The organism is Acidovorax sp. BL-A-41-H1, assembly GCF_051942715.1.
Map to the genome: position 1 here is coordinate 22,213 of NZ_JBPVJQ010000014.1, position 16,502 is coordinate 38,714.

The 16,502-nt window shown below is 62.3% G+C and carries 13 protein-coding genes; all 13 read right to left on the reverse strand.

The features are described from left to right. Positions 1 to 87 precede the first annotated feature (87 nt). A complete protein-coding gene (locus tag ACTPOI_RS25870; protein ID WP_440114492.1) occupies positions 88 to 1,362 on the reverse strand; it encodes a type II secretion system F family protein in 1,275 nt (424 codons plus the stop codon). A 23-nt stretch (positions 1,363 to 1,385) separates the two neighbouring features. Continuing rightward, a complete protein-coding gene (locus tag ACTPOI_RS25875; RefSeq protein ID WP_440114495.1) occupies positions 1,386 to 3,131 on the reverse strand; it encodes a GspE/PulE family protein in 1,746 nt (581 codons plus the stop codon). Continuing rightward, entirely contained in the window at positions 3,115 to 4,575 is a 1,461-nt protein-coding gene (locus ACTPOI_RS25880) for an ExeA family protein (RefSeq protein ID WP_440114498.1), read from the reverse strand. The genes ACTPOI_RS25875 and ACTPOI_RS25880 overlap by 17 nt, the downstream gene beginning before the upstream one ends. Then, positions 4,572 to 4,946 (reverse strand): tetratricopeptide repeat protein, encoded by a 375-nt coding sequence (locus tag ACTPOI_RS25885; RefSeq protein WP_440114501.1) that lies wholly within the window; start codon positions 4,944 to 4,946, stop codon positions 4,572 to 4,574. Before ACTPOI_RS25885 ends, ACTPOI_RS25880 begins: the two co-directional genes overlap by 4 nt. A gap of 599 nt (positions 4,947 to 5,545) precedes the next feature. After that, the gene (gene mshL / locus ACTPOI_RS25890) at positions 5,546 to 7,090 is read right to left on the reverse strand and encodes a pilus (MSHA type) biogenesis protein MshL (protein ID WP_252658645.1); all 1,545 of its coding nucleotides are present in this window, start codon (positions 7,088 to 7,090) and stop codon (positions 5,546 to 5,548) included. 953 nt (positions 7,091 to 8,043) lie between these two features. Beyond that, positions 8,044 to 9,237, reverse strand: coding sequence for a hypothetical protein (locus ACTPOI_RS25895; RefSeq protein WP_440114504.1), 1,194 nt, complete (start codon positions 9,235 to 9,237; stop codon positions 8,044 to 8,046). Positions 9,238 to 9,341: 104 nt separating this feature from the next. Further along, positions 9,342 to 9,851, reverse strand: coding sequence for a hypothetical protein (locus ACTPOI_RS25900; RefSeq protein ID WP_252658641.1), 510 nt, complete (start codon positions 9,849 to 9,851; stop codon positions 9,342 to 9,344). Further along, positions 9,852 to 10,751 carry a type II secretion system protein gene (locus ACTPOI_RS25905; protein ID WP_440114507.1) on the reverse strand — a complete coding sequence of 300 codons (900 nt, stop codon included), beginning with the start codon at positions 10,749 to 10,751 and terminating at the stop codon, positions 9,852 to 9,854. Positions 10,752 to 10,841: 90 nt separating this feature from the next. Next, positions 10,842 to 11,660 carry a type II secretion system protein gene (locus tag ACTPOI_RS25910; protein ID WP_252658639.1) on the reverse strand — a complete coding sequence of 273 codons (819 nt, stop codon included), beginning with the start codon at positions 11,658 to 11,660 and terminating at the stop codon, positions 10,842 to 10,844. A gap of 22 nt (positions 11,661 to 11,682) precedes the next feature. Further along, positions 11,683 to 12,534, reverse strand: coding sequence for a type II secretion system protein (locus ACTPOI_RS25915; RefSeq protein WP_252658638.1), 852 nt, complete (start codon positions 12,532 to 12,534; stop codon positions 11,683 to 11,685). A gap of 624 nt (positions 12,535 to 13,158) precedes the next feature. Next, positions 13,159 to 14,322 carry a Gfo/Idh/MocA family protein gene (locus tag ACTPOI_RS25920; RefSeq protein WP_440114512.1) on the reverse strand — a complete coding sequence of 388 codons (1,164 nt, stop codon included), beginning with the start codon at positions 14,320 to 14,322 and terminating at the stop codon, positions 13,159 to 13,161. Between the two features lie 56 nt (positions 14,323 to 14,378). Beyond that, a complete protein-coding gene (locus tag ACTPOI_RS25925) occupies positions 14,379 to 15,389 on the reverse strand; it encodes a sugar phosphate isomerase/epimerase family protein (RefSeq protein WP_440114515.1) in 1,011 nt (336 codons plus the stop codon). 113 nt (positions 15,390 to 15,502) lie between these two features. Further along, a complete protein-coding gene (locus tag ACTPOI_RS25930; RefSeq protein ID WP_440114518.1) occupies positions 15,503 to 16,486 on the reverse strand; it encodes a substrate-binding domain-containing protein in 984 nt (327 codons plus the stop codon). Between the last annotated feature and the right edge of the window lie 16 nt (positions 16,487 to 16,502).

A 16,502-nucleotide genomic window follows, 5' to 3' on the forward strand; every position in this document is an offset into this window, starting at 1 on the left:
AGGCCTCAACAAAAGACAAACCTCCGCCCCATGCAGGCGCCACACCGCACCGCCAGCGTGGAGGAGTTTGAAACTGCACCAACAGCATCACTGCCCCCCACCCATGGTCTGGGTCACGGACTGCCGAACCAGGTCGTAAACGGGCAACAGCAACGCAACAATCAGGAAGAGAAACAGGCCGCCAGCAACAAGAATGATCACTGGCTTGAGGATTTCGGCCAGCGATTTGACAAGCACCTCCAGGCGCTTGCGATAGTCGCCCGCCAGATGCGAGAGTTGCTGATCAAGGCTGCCCGACTCCTCACCCACAGAAATCATCCGCACCGCCATGGCCGGAAAGCCCCCCACGCGCCGCATGGAGGCAGAGACCGAATCCCCCCTCGAAACCGACTCCGCCACCTGGATCAGCCGTGTGCGGTAATAACGGTTCTTGGTAGCCCGCCCAAGAATGCGCAGACTCGACACCAGATCAACCCCGGCCCGCACAAGAATGGAGAGATGCTCTGTAATGTGCGCCATGCCAGACGACACAAGCAGCGTGCGCGCAATCGGCAGACGGTGCAGCAGGCTGTAGGTAGCCAACTGAAAACGCTCTGACCGCTTGAAGGCGATCATGCACACGGCAATCACCAACGCAGCGACCGCCAACACCCAGGGCAGATGGGTGGAGAGCAGGTTGGCGAAAGCCACCAGCCCCTCCGTGATCGGAGGCAGTTTGGCCTGCAATTGCTTGAACAGCCGCGCCATGCTCGGCACGACGTAGTAGATCCAGAAAATCGCAACGCCGATGATGGTGGCAAAAACGAAGGCAGGGTAAATAAGTGCTGTCTTGATATCGCGCCGAATGTTGATCATGCGCTCCACGTGTTCAGCCGCCTCGCCCAGCATCCTGTCGAGCGTACCGGTCTGGTCGCCGATGGATATGAGATTGCGCACCGTCTCGGGAAACACATTGGGATGGCGATTGAAGGCCTCAGTCATGCCCACACCGGCGTTCAAATCGTCCAGCATGTTGCGCGCCACAGCTGCCATGGCCGGGTTGCCTACGCTGTCGCTTTCGTCCACCAATGTTCTCAAGGCATCGAGCGCAGGGACACCGGCCCGCATCATCAACCCCAGGTCGCGCAGAAAGCCGCCGAGGTCCTCGCTTCGTACCTGCCTGCGGAACAGGTGCATGAGCATGTCGGTGACGGCGGCCAGCCACGCAGGAAAGCGCCAAAGCCCGATGACCGTGCCATCGGTGTCGGCCTCCAGGCGCATGCGCGCAGACAGGTCGCGTTTGACCGCCAGGCGCAACAGGCCGGACCTCACAGCGCCATGGGGGAGGAGCACCCGGTAGTAGTAGGTATTGAGATTGGCCATGCAATGGTTCCGCCCGAAAGGACTCAGTCCTCACCCACTGTGCGCAGGATTTCTTCCATGGTGGTCTCACCCGCCAGCACGCGGTGGCGCGCCAGCGTCAGGATCGGCCGCATGCCCGCAGCCACGGCGCGCTGGCGCATCTCGGACCGGGGAGCATCCGCAGCAATGGCATCGGCCAGATCGCGGTTGACTGCCAGCATTTCGTAGACCGGGAGCCGCCCCAGATAACCGGTGTCGCGGCAGTGGTGGCAGCCCATCCCATGGAAAACCTGCAGAGGCTCGGCCCCATTGGCATACCCCAGCCAGCGGCGCTCGTCGTCGGTCGCCGCGCGCGGTTTGGCACAGTGCGGACAAACGCGGCGCACCAGCCGCTGATTGATCACGGCGACCAGATTCTCCGCAATGGTTTCCGTATCCACACCCAGCAACTTGAGCCGTGGCATCACGCCAAAAATGCTGCCCACGTGCAAGGTGGAGAGCACCAGATGCCCGGTAGAAGACGCATCCAGTGCCGCACGCGCGGTTTCAGAGTCGCGGATTTCCCCCACCAGGATGATGTCGGGGTCATGCCGCAAAAAGTGCCGCATGGCATTGGCAAACTCGTAGCCCGCACGCCGGTTCACCTCGGTCTGGCAGGCCACCGGCACGCGGTATTCCACCGGGTCCTCCACGGTAAGCACGTTGCGCTCGATGAGGGGCTGCATGCGCAGTGCAGCATGCAGCGTGGTGCTTTTGCCCGAGCCGGTGGGGCCAGTGATAAGGATCAGCCCGTGGGGCTTGGAAAAAGCCTTGGCCATCACCGCCACGTCTTCCTCCAGAAAACCCAGGTCGGTCAACTTGTCCAGGTTGCTGCGCTCCGGCAAAAGGCGCAGCACCATGCGCTCTCCAAACTCGGAAATCAGCGTGGACACGCGGATGGTGAAGTTGTGCTCCATCACCTGGGCAGTGAAGCTGCCGTCCTGCGGCAAGCGCTGCTCACTGGCATCCATGTCGGCCTGCAGCTTGACATAGACCACCAGGCGATCCAACGCAGGCGACAGCGCGAACACAGGTCGCAACACTCCGTCCACCCGCAGCAGCACCGAACGGCTGCGTGCCGTGGGTGCCAGATGGATGTCGGTTGCACGCTCGCGCACCGCCAGATGCAACATGTGCTCCAAGAGCCGCGAGGGGCTGTAGGCGCGGTCCACATCCGCTTCCAGCTTGCGCACTTCGCTCTCAACCAAACGGGCCGGAGGATGTTCAGCAAAATAATAGTGCTGCTGAATCGCCTGGGCCACGCTGTCAAACTCGCCCTGGAAAAAGTGGCATGCCTTCCCCAGCTTGCGCTGCACCAGCTCGGTCACGGCATCCGGCTGGGCATCCCCCAGCACAACGTCAATCAGCCCTTCGCTGTTTTCCCGCACCGGCAGAAATCCATAGGTCAAGCACAGAGACCGATTGAAGATCCCTGCCACCGCCGTGTCGGGCTCCGGCATTTCGTCGGCGTTGACGAAGCGCAGGCCGCGTTGCTCGGCCAGCTGGCGCGCCACGTCGTTCGCACTGGCAAACCCCAGCTCGACCAAAAGGTTGCCCATGGGCACCTTTTCGATTTTCTGCTTCTGCAGCACATAGTCGATGGCGACGGCCGACACCAGGCCCGCATTGACCAACGCAGCGCCCAGGGAAGGGCTCTTTTCCTTCAGCACTGCAAGGCGCTCTGCGGCCGACGCACCGGCAGGCAGCAGCGGGTCCGACGTCTCCAGCAATGATTCAGCGGGGGGATGCATCCTGATGCTCCAGAAGTAAGAATGTCAGTTCGTCAGGCTTTCCCGTGGGGGGCAACCCATGTCGTTGCTGAAAGCGGGCGAGAGCCTCCCCTGTCTTCGAGCCAAAAAATCCATCGTCCAATTCGCGCGGGTCCAGCAGCCCCATGCCCTTGAGCTGCCCTTGCACCTTGCGCGTGGCCTGCTGCGCAGCAACGATGTGCCGCGCTTCATCCTTGCCAAGCCATGCCACCCAGGACTCTTTCTCTACTGAGAATCTGCAAAAGCGGGGGGAAGACTTCAACGAACCCACAACCCCATCGGGCAGGCGCTGCACGTGCACCACCTCGCCTGCTGCAGCAATGGCCTGCAGTTGGGCTTCACACACCCGGCGAGGAGAAGGCGGGTCTGCGGGGGGCGTGACCTGCCCACCCACCACAGCGGGCTGGGGCTGGCTGGCGGGCGCCACAGTGCTTGCCACCGGCACGCTCCCCTCCTCGGAAACGGCGGGAGAAAAAACCTGCGAAGGCCCAAACGCAAAACTTGCCACAGCCACTGTCGCCGTGGTTCCAGCCAGCACTCCCGCGAGAATCCAGGCTTTGCGGCGCCAGACCTCAGGCTGCGGAGGCGAGTTTGCAACCACCTCGTCCCCCAACGCGGGCAGGTCGGCAACTGCACGCTGCACCAGAGCAGCAGTCACCACCGATGCGCGCGCCCCGGCCAGGCCATAGAGGCAACGGTCCAGCACCAGATGGATCCGGCGAAGATTGCCCTCTGTAGACCGGTGCAATGCCTCAGCCGCTGCTGGCTCCAAAGAAAGGCGCCCTTCAGCGCCCGCTGCGTTGACACGAAAATCGAAGTAGCGGGTCACCTCGTCCTTGTGCAGACCACTCAAACGCGCGTGCTTGACGATGCGGCTCTTGAGTTGGCGCAACTGCGGCATTGCCAACGTCTGCTCCAGCTCCGGCTGCCCCACCAGCAGTATCTGCAAGAGCTTTTCCTGGCCTGTTTCCAAGTTGCACAGCAGGCGCACCAGCTCCAGGGATTCCACGCTCAGGTTTTGCGCATCGTCTATGACCAACAGCTTGATCTCGCCAGCTTGGTGCCCAGCAATCAGGAAATCCGTCAGGTGTGCCAAACCTTGTTCCACCGACTCCGTCGGCGGAAGCCCAAAATCGGTCTGAATGGCCGACAGCAGAGCGCTGTCCTGCAGGAACGTATTCAGAATCAGGGCCGAGTGACAGTTCTTTCCCTGCAAGGTATCCAGCAAACGCCGCACCAGCGTGCTTTTACCCAGTCCTACCTCCCCCGTCAGCAACACAAAGCCCTTGCGAGCTTCAATGCAGTGGGCGATCTCGGCGAAGTCCTCTTCCAGCCGGGGGGTAAAGAAATACGAGCCCGCATCCGGTGTGGGTGGAAACGGGTTGCGCGACAACCCCAACGTCGCGTAGATGGAGCTGCTGGTCATTGCCGCGCCGCAGGAGTGAACTGTGCCAGGGCCGCACGCAAAGCGGCGGAGTCTGGCTGCAACCGCGCTGCCGCATCCAGCGTGGCGCGGGCTTCTTCCGTTTTGTGCTGGCGAGATTGGATGCTGGCCAAATTGATAGCCGCTTCCTCATCTCCGGGCATGCGCTCAAGGATGGAGCGGTACCCGTCTGCCGCAGCCGCATCACGCCCGGCCCGCAGGTCAAACCACGCCTGAGCGCGCATCAACCCCAAAGAACCAGCTGGCAAGCGCTCTTTAAGCGCCGCCAGTTCACGCTCGGCATCTTGGGTCCGCGTTTCCTTCATGGCCGCCACAAATCGGGCAAAGCGAAGTTCCACCGGGGTATCGTCCACGGCAGGGGCAGGAGCAACGGGGGCTGCGGAATTGCTCCCCCGCAAAGGCTGCCGCACAGGTGCCACACGCGCAGAGGCTTGCACGGACGTTGATGGCTGGTCACCCGAAGGAGGAGAGACTGCGCCTTTGGCAATGGCAACGCTCCTCGCAGCAGGTGCAGGAGACGGGGCCGGGACTGCCGACACGTTCGACTGCGCGCCCGAACTCAGGACGGTCGGGGTCGGCAACGCAGCCGCGGCCACAGGCCCGGCCTTGGCAACGGGCTCTACAGGAGCTGCGGCTACGGGACTCGTTTGCACAGGCTGAATTGCCTCAGTCGCCGTCGGCGCTGCGGCTGCAACGCTGGAGGGGGCAGCACCGTCAAGCATGGCTGGTTTGGGCGCAGGCGCCACTGCGGCAGGGGTGAAATCGGCTTTAGGCTGTCGCTGGTTCTGCCAAACAAACCAACCCAGCACACCCGCTCCCAACACTACGCCGAAAGCGACCAGGGCATCCAGCCAGGCCGGACGGCGACGCGGCGCACTTGCGGGCGCACGCGCTGCGGCAGGCGCTGGGCCCTGGGGCGCGTCCATGGATTTCAGCGCGTCGTGGATGAGGCTCATAGCACACGCACCCGCAGAACGATGACCAACTCACGGCTGCCATGCACCTTGTTTTCGTTGCCAAACAACTTGCCCAGCAGAGGAACATCCGACACACCCGGCGCGCCCCGGTCGTTGCTGGAGCTGCGCTGGTCAATCAACCCACCAACCACCACCACATCACCATCCCCAACGTTCAGGGTGGTGGTCAGACCTTTGTAGCTGACCTTGGGCAGTGAGACCAAATTGCTCCCCCCCACAGCCACCAACTGCAGGCTGGCAGGATCCACATCGCTTTGCATCGGGTTGAGCATCAGCTCAATGCGCCCATCATCACGCACCATGGGAAGCACGCCCACCATCACACCGGAAAACACCGTGTCTGTCTGCACGCTCGACGACGTCGTAGAAGCACCACCGCCGGGCACGGTCTGCGTAGAAGCCGACTGCGACACATAGCGTGAACTGGTCCCCACAGACAGCAGCGCAGGCGTTCCATTGCGTACCTGGACATTGGGGTTGGAGAGCACTTTCAGATTGCCAAACGAACGCAGCGCGTTGATCACGATCCCATAGTTGCTCCCCTGGTAGGAAACACCCAGGGCAGGGCCTGCCACGCTGCCGATCAGTGCTGCAGGAATCGAGATGGCACGTGCTGGGTACCCCGACGCAGCGTTGGGTAGCGTCCCGGTGCTGCCTCCCAGTTGCATGGGCGAAGACCCAAACCCCGCAGCCAGACGGCTGCGCAGCGAAGTCCAGTCCACGCCAAACTCGAAGTTGTCCGAAAGCTGCACGTCAATCAGTTGCGCTTCGACATACACCTGCTTGCCCAGTACCTTGTGCACCTGAGCCAGCATCTTTTCGACAGCGCGCATCTTGGATGGCCGGGCTTTCACATAAAGCGTCCCGGTCATCTTGTTCAGAGTGAAGCCACTGTCTTCTCCCATCGTGGCCAAGGGGGCCTGGGGCAAAGGCGCTGGCTTGCCGGGCGTGGGCGCACCGGGCCACCCTGGGACGCCTCCAGCGGCGGACGACAGGTTCATGTTCTGCTGCTGCAGCTGTTGCTGCTGGGCCGCCCGCTCCTGAGTGTTGTCTCCCAGGACCGACTTGAGCGCGCTTTCCAGTTCCAGATAGGGGTCGGTATTGGAGCCCCCGGAGCCCGCCATGGTGAGGCTCCCCTGCTGGGCGCCAGAGCCGCTGCTGCCACTGCTTCCGCTGCCGCCCGAATTGCTATTGCCAAACACGTTGCCACCAGACCCCATCTGGATGCTGGACTTGGTGTTCAGGAAATTCAGTGCAAAGAATTTTTCTTCAGTGAGATTCACCCGCAAGGTGTTGCCCCGAAACTCCCCTGCCACATCGTAGGTGCGCAGGACTTCATTGAACCCCTCACGCAACGTCACCTGGCGCAAGTGCATGTCCGCCAGTTGCCCGCCCTTCAAAACGTTCGGGTCCACAATCAGATTCAGGTTGCCGGCGTCAGCGAACGCACTCAGGATCTGGCTGATGCTGGCCTTGGACATCGCCACATTGATCAGCTTGCCCTCCAGAGGGTCAAACACGGGAGCTACTGGCGCAATGACAGGCGCCACGGTTGTTTTGTTAATTTCAGCCAGCAACATCTGCTGGTGTGCGAGCAACCTTTGCGCCTCCTGTGCGGCGTGTTCGCGCATCTGATCTGCAGCCGCTGTATCGGGCGGAGGCAAGCTCGCGGCGCTGCGCGGCGGCTGGTTGGCACACCCGCTCAGTACCAGAGCGGCACAAACCAGGGCCAAAGGCTTGAAAAACGGGGGATTGTTCATATCGCTGTCCTTGGCGCTACTCGCGTGATTCTTGAAGTTGTCGTGAGGAAAAGGCCATGCGGTCACACGACAGGCCGGAACACCTGGTCACACCACATCCATACATGCCTGCATACCTGCGTGCTGTCGTCATGGCAGGCTCCTGATCGGGCCAACCTGCCCCCCCGGAACCCCCGCACGGAACTCCTGGGTGTTGATGCTGGCCAGGGACCCATCGGCCCATCGCAACGTTCCAACCCGCAACTCGCCTGAAGGCAAGGTCAGGGTCTGCCGCCCCAGCCGCTCTGTGACCGTGGCTTCATTGGGTTGCACGCGAACAACGCGCCCCCCTCCCTCCAAACGCGAGCCCTGCCGTGCAAGGTGACCATCGATCACCACGGACTGGGTCTCTGCCGCCAGATCGTCCATGTGCAGGGACAAGGATCGGCGTGGCATTTGCACGCTTCCCACCACATCGCTGCCTGGCAAGGGCAAAGCAATCAGCCCCTGCGGGTCAGTCCCTGCGCGAGAAGCCTGCGCCTGCACGCGTGCCATCGCATCAAAAGCGTCAGCAACCCGTGCCTGGTCGGTGCGCAAGGCCGCTGGCAAAGGCGCCAGCTCCGCCGTCACAGGGCGTACAGACGGGGTCCGAGCCTGCGTCAACTGGAACACCCCATAAAGGCCCCACCCCAAAAGAAGAATGGCGAGGCCATTCAAGAGCAATGCCGCGTATTTCATGGTTTCACGTTTCCTGATGCTGTTGCCGTTGCCACCAGCTCATAGGAGAAGGCGCCAGGGACGGTGTAGGTCGGATCCACGGCTTTGAGCGTCCAGCCCGCCGCAACCAGTTGCGACACCCATCGCGTCACTGCCGCTGATGCGCCCGGCGCCATCACGCCATCCACTCGGAAAGCACGCACGCGGGACTGGCCAGTGGTCGTCTCCAAGCGCACACGCTGGATGCGAATGTCCTTTCCTGAAGACGCCTTGAGCAGCGCCATGAAAGCCACGGGATCGTGCCGAGCCCCTTCATCCAAAGCACGCGAAAACTCCGCCACAGGCAAAAGCTTCTGCGGTGCCTCCACAGACGACACCGCCTGAATGCGGTCGCGCAGCGCGCTCAACTCTGCGCGCTGGCCCTGGCCCACTGCCTGCTGCTGCTCAGCCATCTGCCCCACGAGCACGCCGACAATGGCCAGGACAACCCCCACCACGGCCGTTACCACAGCGACTGGAGCCACCCAACGCTCGGACCGCCACGCCAACCGGTCAACCACAGGGTTTAGGGCGTGCCGCCCGGCTGCCTCCCGTGCCAGCCTGGGCAATACGGTGTGCACACGCTCCCCTGCCAGTACCAATTCTTGAGGTGGCAGAACGGCAGGATCGCCACCCAACACAGCGCGCAAAGCGGCCAGACAGCTGTCGCCATCAGAAGGCTGCTGTGTCCACAGCGCCCCCCACTCCACCGCATCGGGTCCGAGGCGTGCCAAAAGGGCACTGTGGTTGGCAGTCACTACCTGGGCAGCGCTCGCCATGGCCGAAGCGCCGGAACCCAGGGCCTGGGTAGAGCCAAACGCCATGCCTTCCTCGGTCTCGATGAAGCACATCACCCGCCGCTGGGACAGCATCAAACGCGCGTTACCCAACTTCACTCCGTGGCAGAGGAGTCCAGGCGCCATCATCACGAGGCAATGGTCCGACTGCTCTTGCGCCCACTGCGTGCAACGCTGCCAGAGGTCCAGCGAAATGGCCGAGAAGAACACCTGAAAACCGCCTGGCAGCTTGACCAGGCGATGAACAACCACGTGTGCCACCCCCTCCACCAGCCCTTGGGTACGGACCCGCTTTTCAATCAGCGCCGTGGCGTACTCCGCCTTGCCCTCAAACCGCCACACATCGGTGAAGACATCATCCAGGTCAAGCACCACCAGCGCGCTGTGCGTCAACCTTGGCCAGGCTGGCACCTCCTGTGCCTGGTGGCCATGGCAGTGCAACCATCCGGCACTGGCAACGCGATACACATGTTCGGCGCTCATGGGGTCACCCTAGGCGATGGAGGTTGAGATACAGACACGGTCTGAAAGTGCAGCGTGCCCGTAACGCCCAGCGTCAGTCCCTGATCGCCAGCCTGTGGTGGCTGAAAAAGGCTTGCCTCAGGGGACACGGTGGCGATATCGAATACATCGGCAATGAAAATCTGGCCTGCACCGCCACGACCAAGCTCTCCCAGAAACTGGGCAGCCTCCGCGCGGGTAGCGGGCCCCTGGGCGCGGCGCAGCCTGCGCTCGCCCCACTGAGCAGGATCAAATCCCATCCGCTGCACCTGCTGCGCCACGTCCTTGATTGAGCGCACCAGTTTCTCGCGCTGCTGCACCTCGGGGATCAGACGGCGGGCACTGTCCAACTCCAGCTGGAGCTGAGCGAACTGCTGGCGCTCCCAAGCCAGTCGCTTGAGTCCACCGTGCGCCAACCAGGCTCCGCCCCCTAACAGGGCTGTCGCCAGTGCCAGGAAGGCAAGCTTGAACGTGCGGGCGCCGTTCAATTACTGCTCCATCGTCCAGTGGGCAGTCAGCAGGATGACGCGATCCTCGTCAAAGGTGCGCCCCGTGGCTGTTCCACCAGCATTGCCGCTGGTATTGACGACCGCTTGGCGCGCGTCGCTGTTGGTCATCGCGCTGTTAGCAGCGGTGTTGGCGATGTTCACCCCTTCTGTGTTGTTGGCCTCCCATTGCGTGCCAGGCGCGTTGGCTTCAGCAGCAGCACTGTGCGCGGGGCGGCTCTGAATGCGGAAGCGGCCTTCACGCGAATCGGGCTTGCCATCAATCACCTGGTCCATGAAGCGCGCCAGATCGGGAGTCAGGCCACGAATCACCATCACGTTGCCCGCACCGCTGGCAGTCCCCGAGGTGTTCCACTGGAAGCAGACCTGCAACTCCACCGCATTGCCATTGGAGTCGATATAGAGAAAGCGGTCCTCATGCCCTTCGCCCCGGCCTGGGGGCATGCGCACACCAGCGCGCGTCATCAGGGTACGCAGGTTCTGGGTCGCCAGGGCTGCGTCACCCGCGCCCGCCTGGCCGGCGGTATACCCTTGTCCGCTGCAAATTTTGAGACCTCGGTTGGCAAAATTCTCGGGAATTCCCGCCACAGCCATAGACCCCGCACGCGTACAGGCATTGGTGCCAGCCGGAATCTCGGTCTCTGCGCCATTGACCATGTAGGTGGGCGCTTGCTGGCAATCACCCAGAGTCACGCCCGTACGCTGGTAGTACTGGTCATAGGCCATCTTCCACTGGTAGGCGAACTTGTTCACCGCCTTCTGGTACTCCGCGTTGCGCTGAACATCTTTGGCAATGGCCACGGCACCAATAATGAGGCCAATGACGGCCAGCACAATCGCCAGTTCGACCAGCGTGAAGCCCTGCTGGACCTTGCGGCCCAACTTGCGAAATGAATGGGTTCTAGACATTAGAAATCTCCGGCAATGGTTCGATACGGATGGGGATACGGACTGAATGGCAGCAAGGACGCTCTACTGATTCATCTTGTAGATGGCCGTGACAATGGCCACCTGGTCTTCATCGAAGCTGCGGTTGTTGTTGGTGCCAATCAGGTCACGGTTGGTGGCCTGCCATTCCTGGCCTGGCCCATTGATGGGGCTGCCGCCCGCGTTGTTCGCCACCCCTTGGCGGCGGAAACGGCCTTCGCGCTCGTCGGGCTTGCCATCAATCATCTGATCCAGTGATCGGGCCAGATCGGGCGTCAAGCCCGTGATGATCATCACGTTGCCAGCCCCTTCGCCCACAGCGTTGTCTGCAGATCCGCTGGCCAACGGGACATTCCACTGAAAGCAAACCTGGATTTCCTGAGGATTGCCGTTGGTGTCCAGGTAGACATAGCGGTCTTCCAGGCCTTCGGCCCGGCCCGGGGGCATACGAACACCGGCACGGGTCATGAGAACGCGCAAATCCGTGCGATCCCCCACCCGCGCGGTCATGCGCTGGCTGATGGCTTTGTCACAAATCGCGCCGGGAGGCGTCACCGTCGTCATGTTGCGCCCCGACCGGCCCGCAAAGTTCTCACCGTTCACCATGTTCTGTGGTGCAGTCTGGTTGTCCCCCAGTACCACGCCAGCCCGCTGGTAGTACTGGTTGTACGCCTGCTCCCACTGGTCAATGAACTTGTTCTTGATCTTGGTGTATTCGGCGTTGCGCTGAACATCCTTGCCAATGGCGACCGCGCCAATGATCAGGCCAATGACCGCCAGCACAACAGCCAGCTCGACCAGCGTAAAACCCTGCTGGCGCGCGGCGCGCGAGCGGCTGGTCAGGTGTTTGAATACTTGTTTCATGATGGTGTTTTCCTCGCCCCGATTACTGATTCATCTTGTAGATGGCGGTCAGGGTGATGACCTGTTCTTCGTCGCGGGTGTTGCCCGCGCCGGAGGCGGTGGGAGCTGCCGCACCACGGCCATAGGAGTTATTGGCGGACCACTCAACACCAGGTCCATTGGGCGTTCCGTTGGCTATTCCCCTCAGGCGGAAGCGACCCTCCTGCGCATCTGGCTTGCCATCGATCATTTGATCCAGCATGCGAGCCAGGTCAGGCGTGAGCCCTGCGATCACCATCACATTGCCCGCGCCTTCAGGGGTGCTCGGTCGATTCCACTGAAAACACACCTGGATTTCCTGCGGTGAGCCGTTGGTATCGGTGTACACAAAAAGGTCTTCCTGCCCCTCAGCACGGCCGGGGGGCATGCGGATGCCAGTTCGCGTCATGTGCTGGCGCAGATCGTTGGTGTTCGCAACGAAAGCGTTTGCAGAGTCACGAATCACGGCATCTGCTTCGGGTGTGTGCGCGCAGACAGGTGGAGGCAAGGCTGCAGCACTCATGTCGCCACCGGACGTCGGCTCGCCCGCAGCAGCCACATAGGCAGCTCCATTGACCATGATGCGGGGCGATGTCTGGCTGTCCCCCACCACCACACCCGTGCGCTGGTAGTACTGGTTGTATGCCTGCTCCCATTGGTCGATGAACTTGTTCTTGATCTTGGTGTATTCGGCGTTGCGCTGAACATCCTTGCCAATGGCAACCGCACCAATGATCAGGCCGATGACCGCCAGCACAACAGCCAATTCCACAAGGGTAAAACCACCCTGCGTCGCTCGGTTACCGGGAGAACAGTGCATGCGCCGAGCAGGCAGAACGGAGAGAAGTGATCGCATGATTTCCTCAAGCGTTGAAAGAAGAGTGAGCGCGAAGATTACTAAACGTAACGAAAGTTAACAAATCAAAACTGGGCTCAGCAACCGGACTGTTCAGCCCTCATCAACCGTACCCGGCTGCCCAGAAAAGCACCGAAAAACGGCAGCCCTCCAAAACAAGAAATCATTGATTTTTCTTATTCAAATCAATAAGTTAACACCCAACCTGACTAACTTTCTGTCTTCAAAAGAAGGTGCGCAAGCATCGCGCATGCAGGCTCTCGATGCCATAGTGCGTATGTATTAGTGACACAACAGCAACAAAAACAAACAATCAAATTCAATGATTGGTAGTTTTTAACTATTGGAAAAACAAGGGTTTTCAAGGGGCTGTCAGCACCAGGTTTTGGCGTTGAAAACCTAGGCGCAAAGCTGCGACAAACATGCGCGACTGGATAGCGCGCGCAAGCGTTCGAACTTGGATGGAAGCCGTGTGAAAACGGCGCGCCCGGAACAGGCTAAGAGTGCACGCCCTACCCTTTTTTGCCGGAGACACGGCGACGCATGCCCAAAGCCAACGGCTCAGAAGAACTCACAGCATGCGAAGACTTGGAGAGACGGGATGTGGTGTGCTGGTGCAGGTGCTCACCCCACCGCTGTCCACTTCTGCTCACTGGCCGCAGACGCCAACACCCGCTCGATGAAGCGCACGCCGCGCGCACCGTCTTCCACGCGCGGGTAGTCGGCGTGCAGCGGGTCGGCCGCCGTGCCTGCCTGCCGTGCGCGGATGTCGGCGGCCACGCCCAGGTAGACGTTGGCGAAGGCTTCGATGAAGGCCTCGGGGTGGCCCGCAGGAATGCGCCCGGCCTGCAGCGCGGCAGGGCTGAGCCAGGGCGAGCCGCGCGTGAGAATGCGGCGCGGGCCGTCCACGGGGGAGTGGATGAGCTGGTTGGGTTCTTCCTGCCGCCAGGTGATGGTGCCCAGCGTGCCGGACACCTGCAGGCGCAGGTCGTTCTCCAGCCCGGCTGCCACTTGCGATGCCACGATGAAGCCGCGCGCGCCGCTGTCGTAGCGCAGCAGCAGCTGGGCGTCGTCGTCCAGCCTGCGCCCGGCGCCAAAGGTGGTGAGGTCGGCGCACACCCAGGCGGGGTGCTGTCCGGTGACGGTGGCGGCCAGGTTTTCGGCGTGTGATCCGATGTCGCCCAGCGTGCCTGCGCTGCCGCTGCGCGCCGGGTCCAGCCGCCAGTCGGCCTGCTTGTTGGCGCCGCCCTCTTCCACGGCGGTGGCCAGCCAGCCCTGGTTGTATTCGACGGTGATCTTGCGCAGTGTGCCCAGCGCACCGCTGTGCACCAGGTAGCGCGCCTCGCGCACCATGGGGTAGCCGGTGTAGTTGTAGGTCACGCCGAACACGGTGCCCGCCTTCTTCACGGCGGCCACCAGCTCGTCGGCCTGCGCGCGGGTGTGCACCAGCGGCTTGTCGCACACCACATGGAAGCCCGCCTGCACAAACGCCAGCGCCACCGGGTGGTGCACATGGTTGGGGGTGACGATGCTTACCAGGTCGATGCGCTCATGCGCCGGGCGGCGCAGCTCGTCGGCCAGCAGGTCCTGCCAGCTGCCGTGGTTGCGGTCGTCCGCCAGGCCCAGTTCGGCGCCGGATGCGCGCGCCCGCTCGGGCGATGAAGACAGCGCGCCGGCCACCAGCTCGAACTGGCCATCGAGCGCCATGGCTTTGCGGTGCACAGCGCCGATAAACGCGCCGTGGCCGCCGCCCACCATGGCGTAGCGGAGCTTTCTAGGACTGGACATACGAAACGCCTTTGCTCGCTGTGTGTTGTTGTTATCGGTTTTATGCAGGGGTGCGGCTAAGCCTGCTTGTCGCGCGCAAACACGGCGTCGAATGCACCGGCGGCGGGCTTGAAATCCAGCCGCTTGCAGAACCCCGCGCTCTCGGTGGCGCCGTGCACGCGGTCCATGCGGCTGTCCTCCCACTCCACCGAGAGCGGGCCTTGGTAGCCGATGTCGTTGAGCGCGACGATGATGGATTCGAAATCGATCATCCCGCGCCCCACGCTGCGAAAGTCCCAGTTTCGCCGCGCATCGCCAAAGCTGGTGTGCCCGCCAAACACGCCCACCGTGCCGTCGCCCTTGCCCCACCACACGTCCTTCATGTGGGCGTTGTAGATGCGGCCGGCAAACTGGCGGATGAACCTGATGTAGTCCACGCCCTGGTAGGCCAGGTGGCTCGGGTCGAAGTTGAAGCCGAAGCGCTTATGGCCGCCGACCGCTGCAATCGCGCGCTCGGCCGAGGCAATGTCGAATGCGATCTCGGTGGGGTGCACTTCGAGCGCAAAGTTGATGTCGTTCTCTTCGAACACATCGAGGATGGGGCCAAAGCGCTGCGCAAAATCAGCAAAGCCCTTGTCCCAATACGCCTGCGTGGTGGGCGGAAAGGCATAGATCGAATGCCACACCGATGATCCGGTGAAGCCCGTCACCGTCTTCACGCCAAACTTGGCGGCAGCGCGCGCTGTGTCCGACAGCTCGGCCGCTGCGCGCTGACGCACGCCTTCGGGCTCGCCATCGCCCCACACATGGGGCGGAAGGATGGACTGGTGGCGCTCGTCGATCAGATCGCACACGGCCTGCCCCACCAGGTGGTTGCCGATGGCAAAACACTGCAGGCCGTGCTGGGCCAGCAGTGCGTGTTTGTCTTTGACGTACTGGGGCGACGACAGCGCCTCCTGCACGTTGAAATGGTCGCCCCAGCAGGCCAGCTCCAGGCCGTCGTAGCCCATGCTGCGTGCCAGCGGCGCGAGTTCTGCCAGCGGCAGGTCGGCCCATTGGCCGGTGAAAAGGGTGACGGGTCTTGGCATGGCGGCTCCAAGGGCGTGTGGTTGCGGATGTACAAGCGGCAAGCAGCTATCTTTTCAATAGCTGCTTGCGCTTGATGAATAAGCGCTACAGGCCTATTTGATTCAAAACACCATCAGAACGGCGAATCGGGGAAGTAGAAATCCTTCGCCGTTTCCTTGGTGATCAGCACCGACGGAATGATGGTGTTGGCGGGCAACTTCTCGCCCTTGATACGCGCCTCGGCCGTGAGCTTGATCGAGTCGTAGATGAACTTGGGGCTGTACGACACGTTGGCCTGGATCAGCGGGTTGCTGCCATCCATCAGCGTCTTGATCATGCCCTTGGCACCCGCGCCGCCAAACACCAGCTTGATGTCCTTGCGCTTGGCCTGCTCGATGGCCTTGAGCACGCCCACGGCCATGTCGTCGTCAGCCGCCCACACGGCGTCGATCTGCGGGAAGCGGGTCAGGTAGTCCTGCATCACCTTGAAGGCGTCGTCGCGGTTCCAGTTGGCGTACTTGGCATCCAGCAGCTTGATGCCGGGGTGGTTCTTCAGCACGCTGTTGAACGCGTCCATGCGCTCGTTGTCCAGCGTGGTCGCAATGCCGCGCATGGCCACCACGTTGCCCTTGCCGCCCAGCGCCTTGGCGATGTACTCGGCCGGAATCTTGCCGAACGCGGTGTTGTCACCCGCCACATACGCGTCCTGCGCGCTGGTGTCGGTCAGGCCCCGGTCCACCACCGTCACGTACACGCCCTTGGCCTTCACTTGTGCCACGGGCTTGGTCAGCGCCGCCGATTCGAACGGGAAGATGACCAGTGCATTGATCTTGTTCACCGTCACCAAGTCTTGCAACTGGTTGGCCTGCTCGGGCGCGCCGCCTGCCGTCTTGACGATGACTTGCAGGCCGGGGTGGGCCTTTTCCAGGTCCTTCTTGGCCTGGTTGGCCCAGTACACGATGCCACCGGTAAAGCCGTGCGTGGCCGACGGAATGGCCACGCCCACCACCGTCTTGTTGGCCTGCGCCATGGCAGGGGCGGCCAATGCCAAGGCGGCGGCGCCCACGGCCGAGAGGGCCAGGCGGCGGGTGAAAGAAGAAAGTTGGCTGCTGTTCATGCGTTGTCTCCTGTTG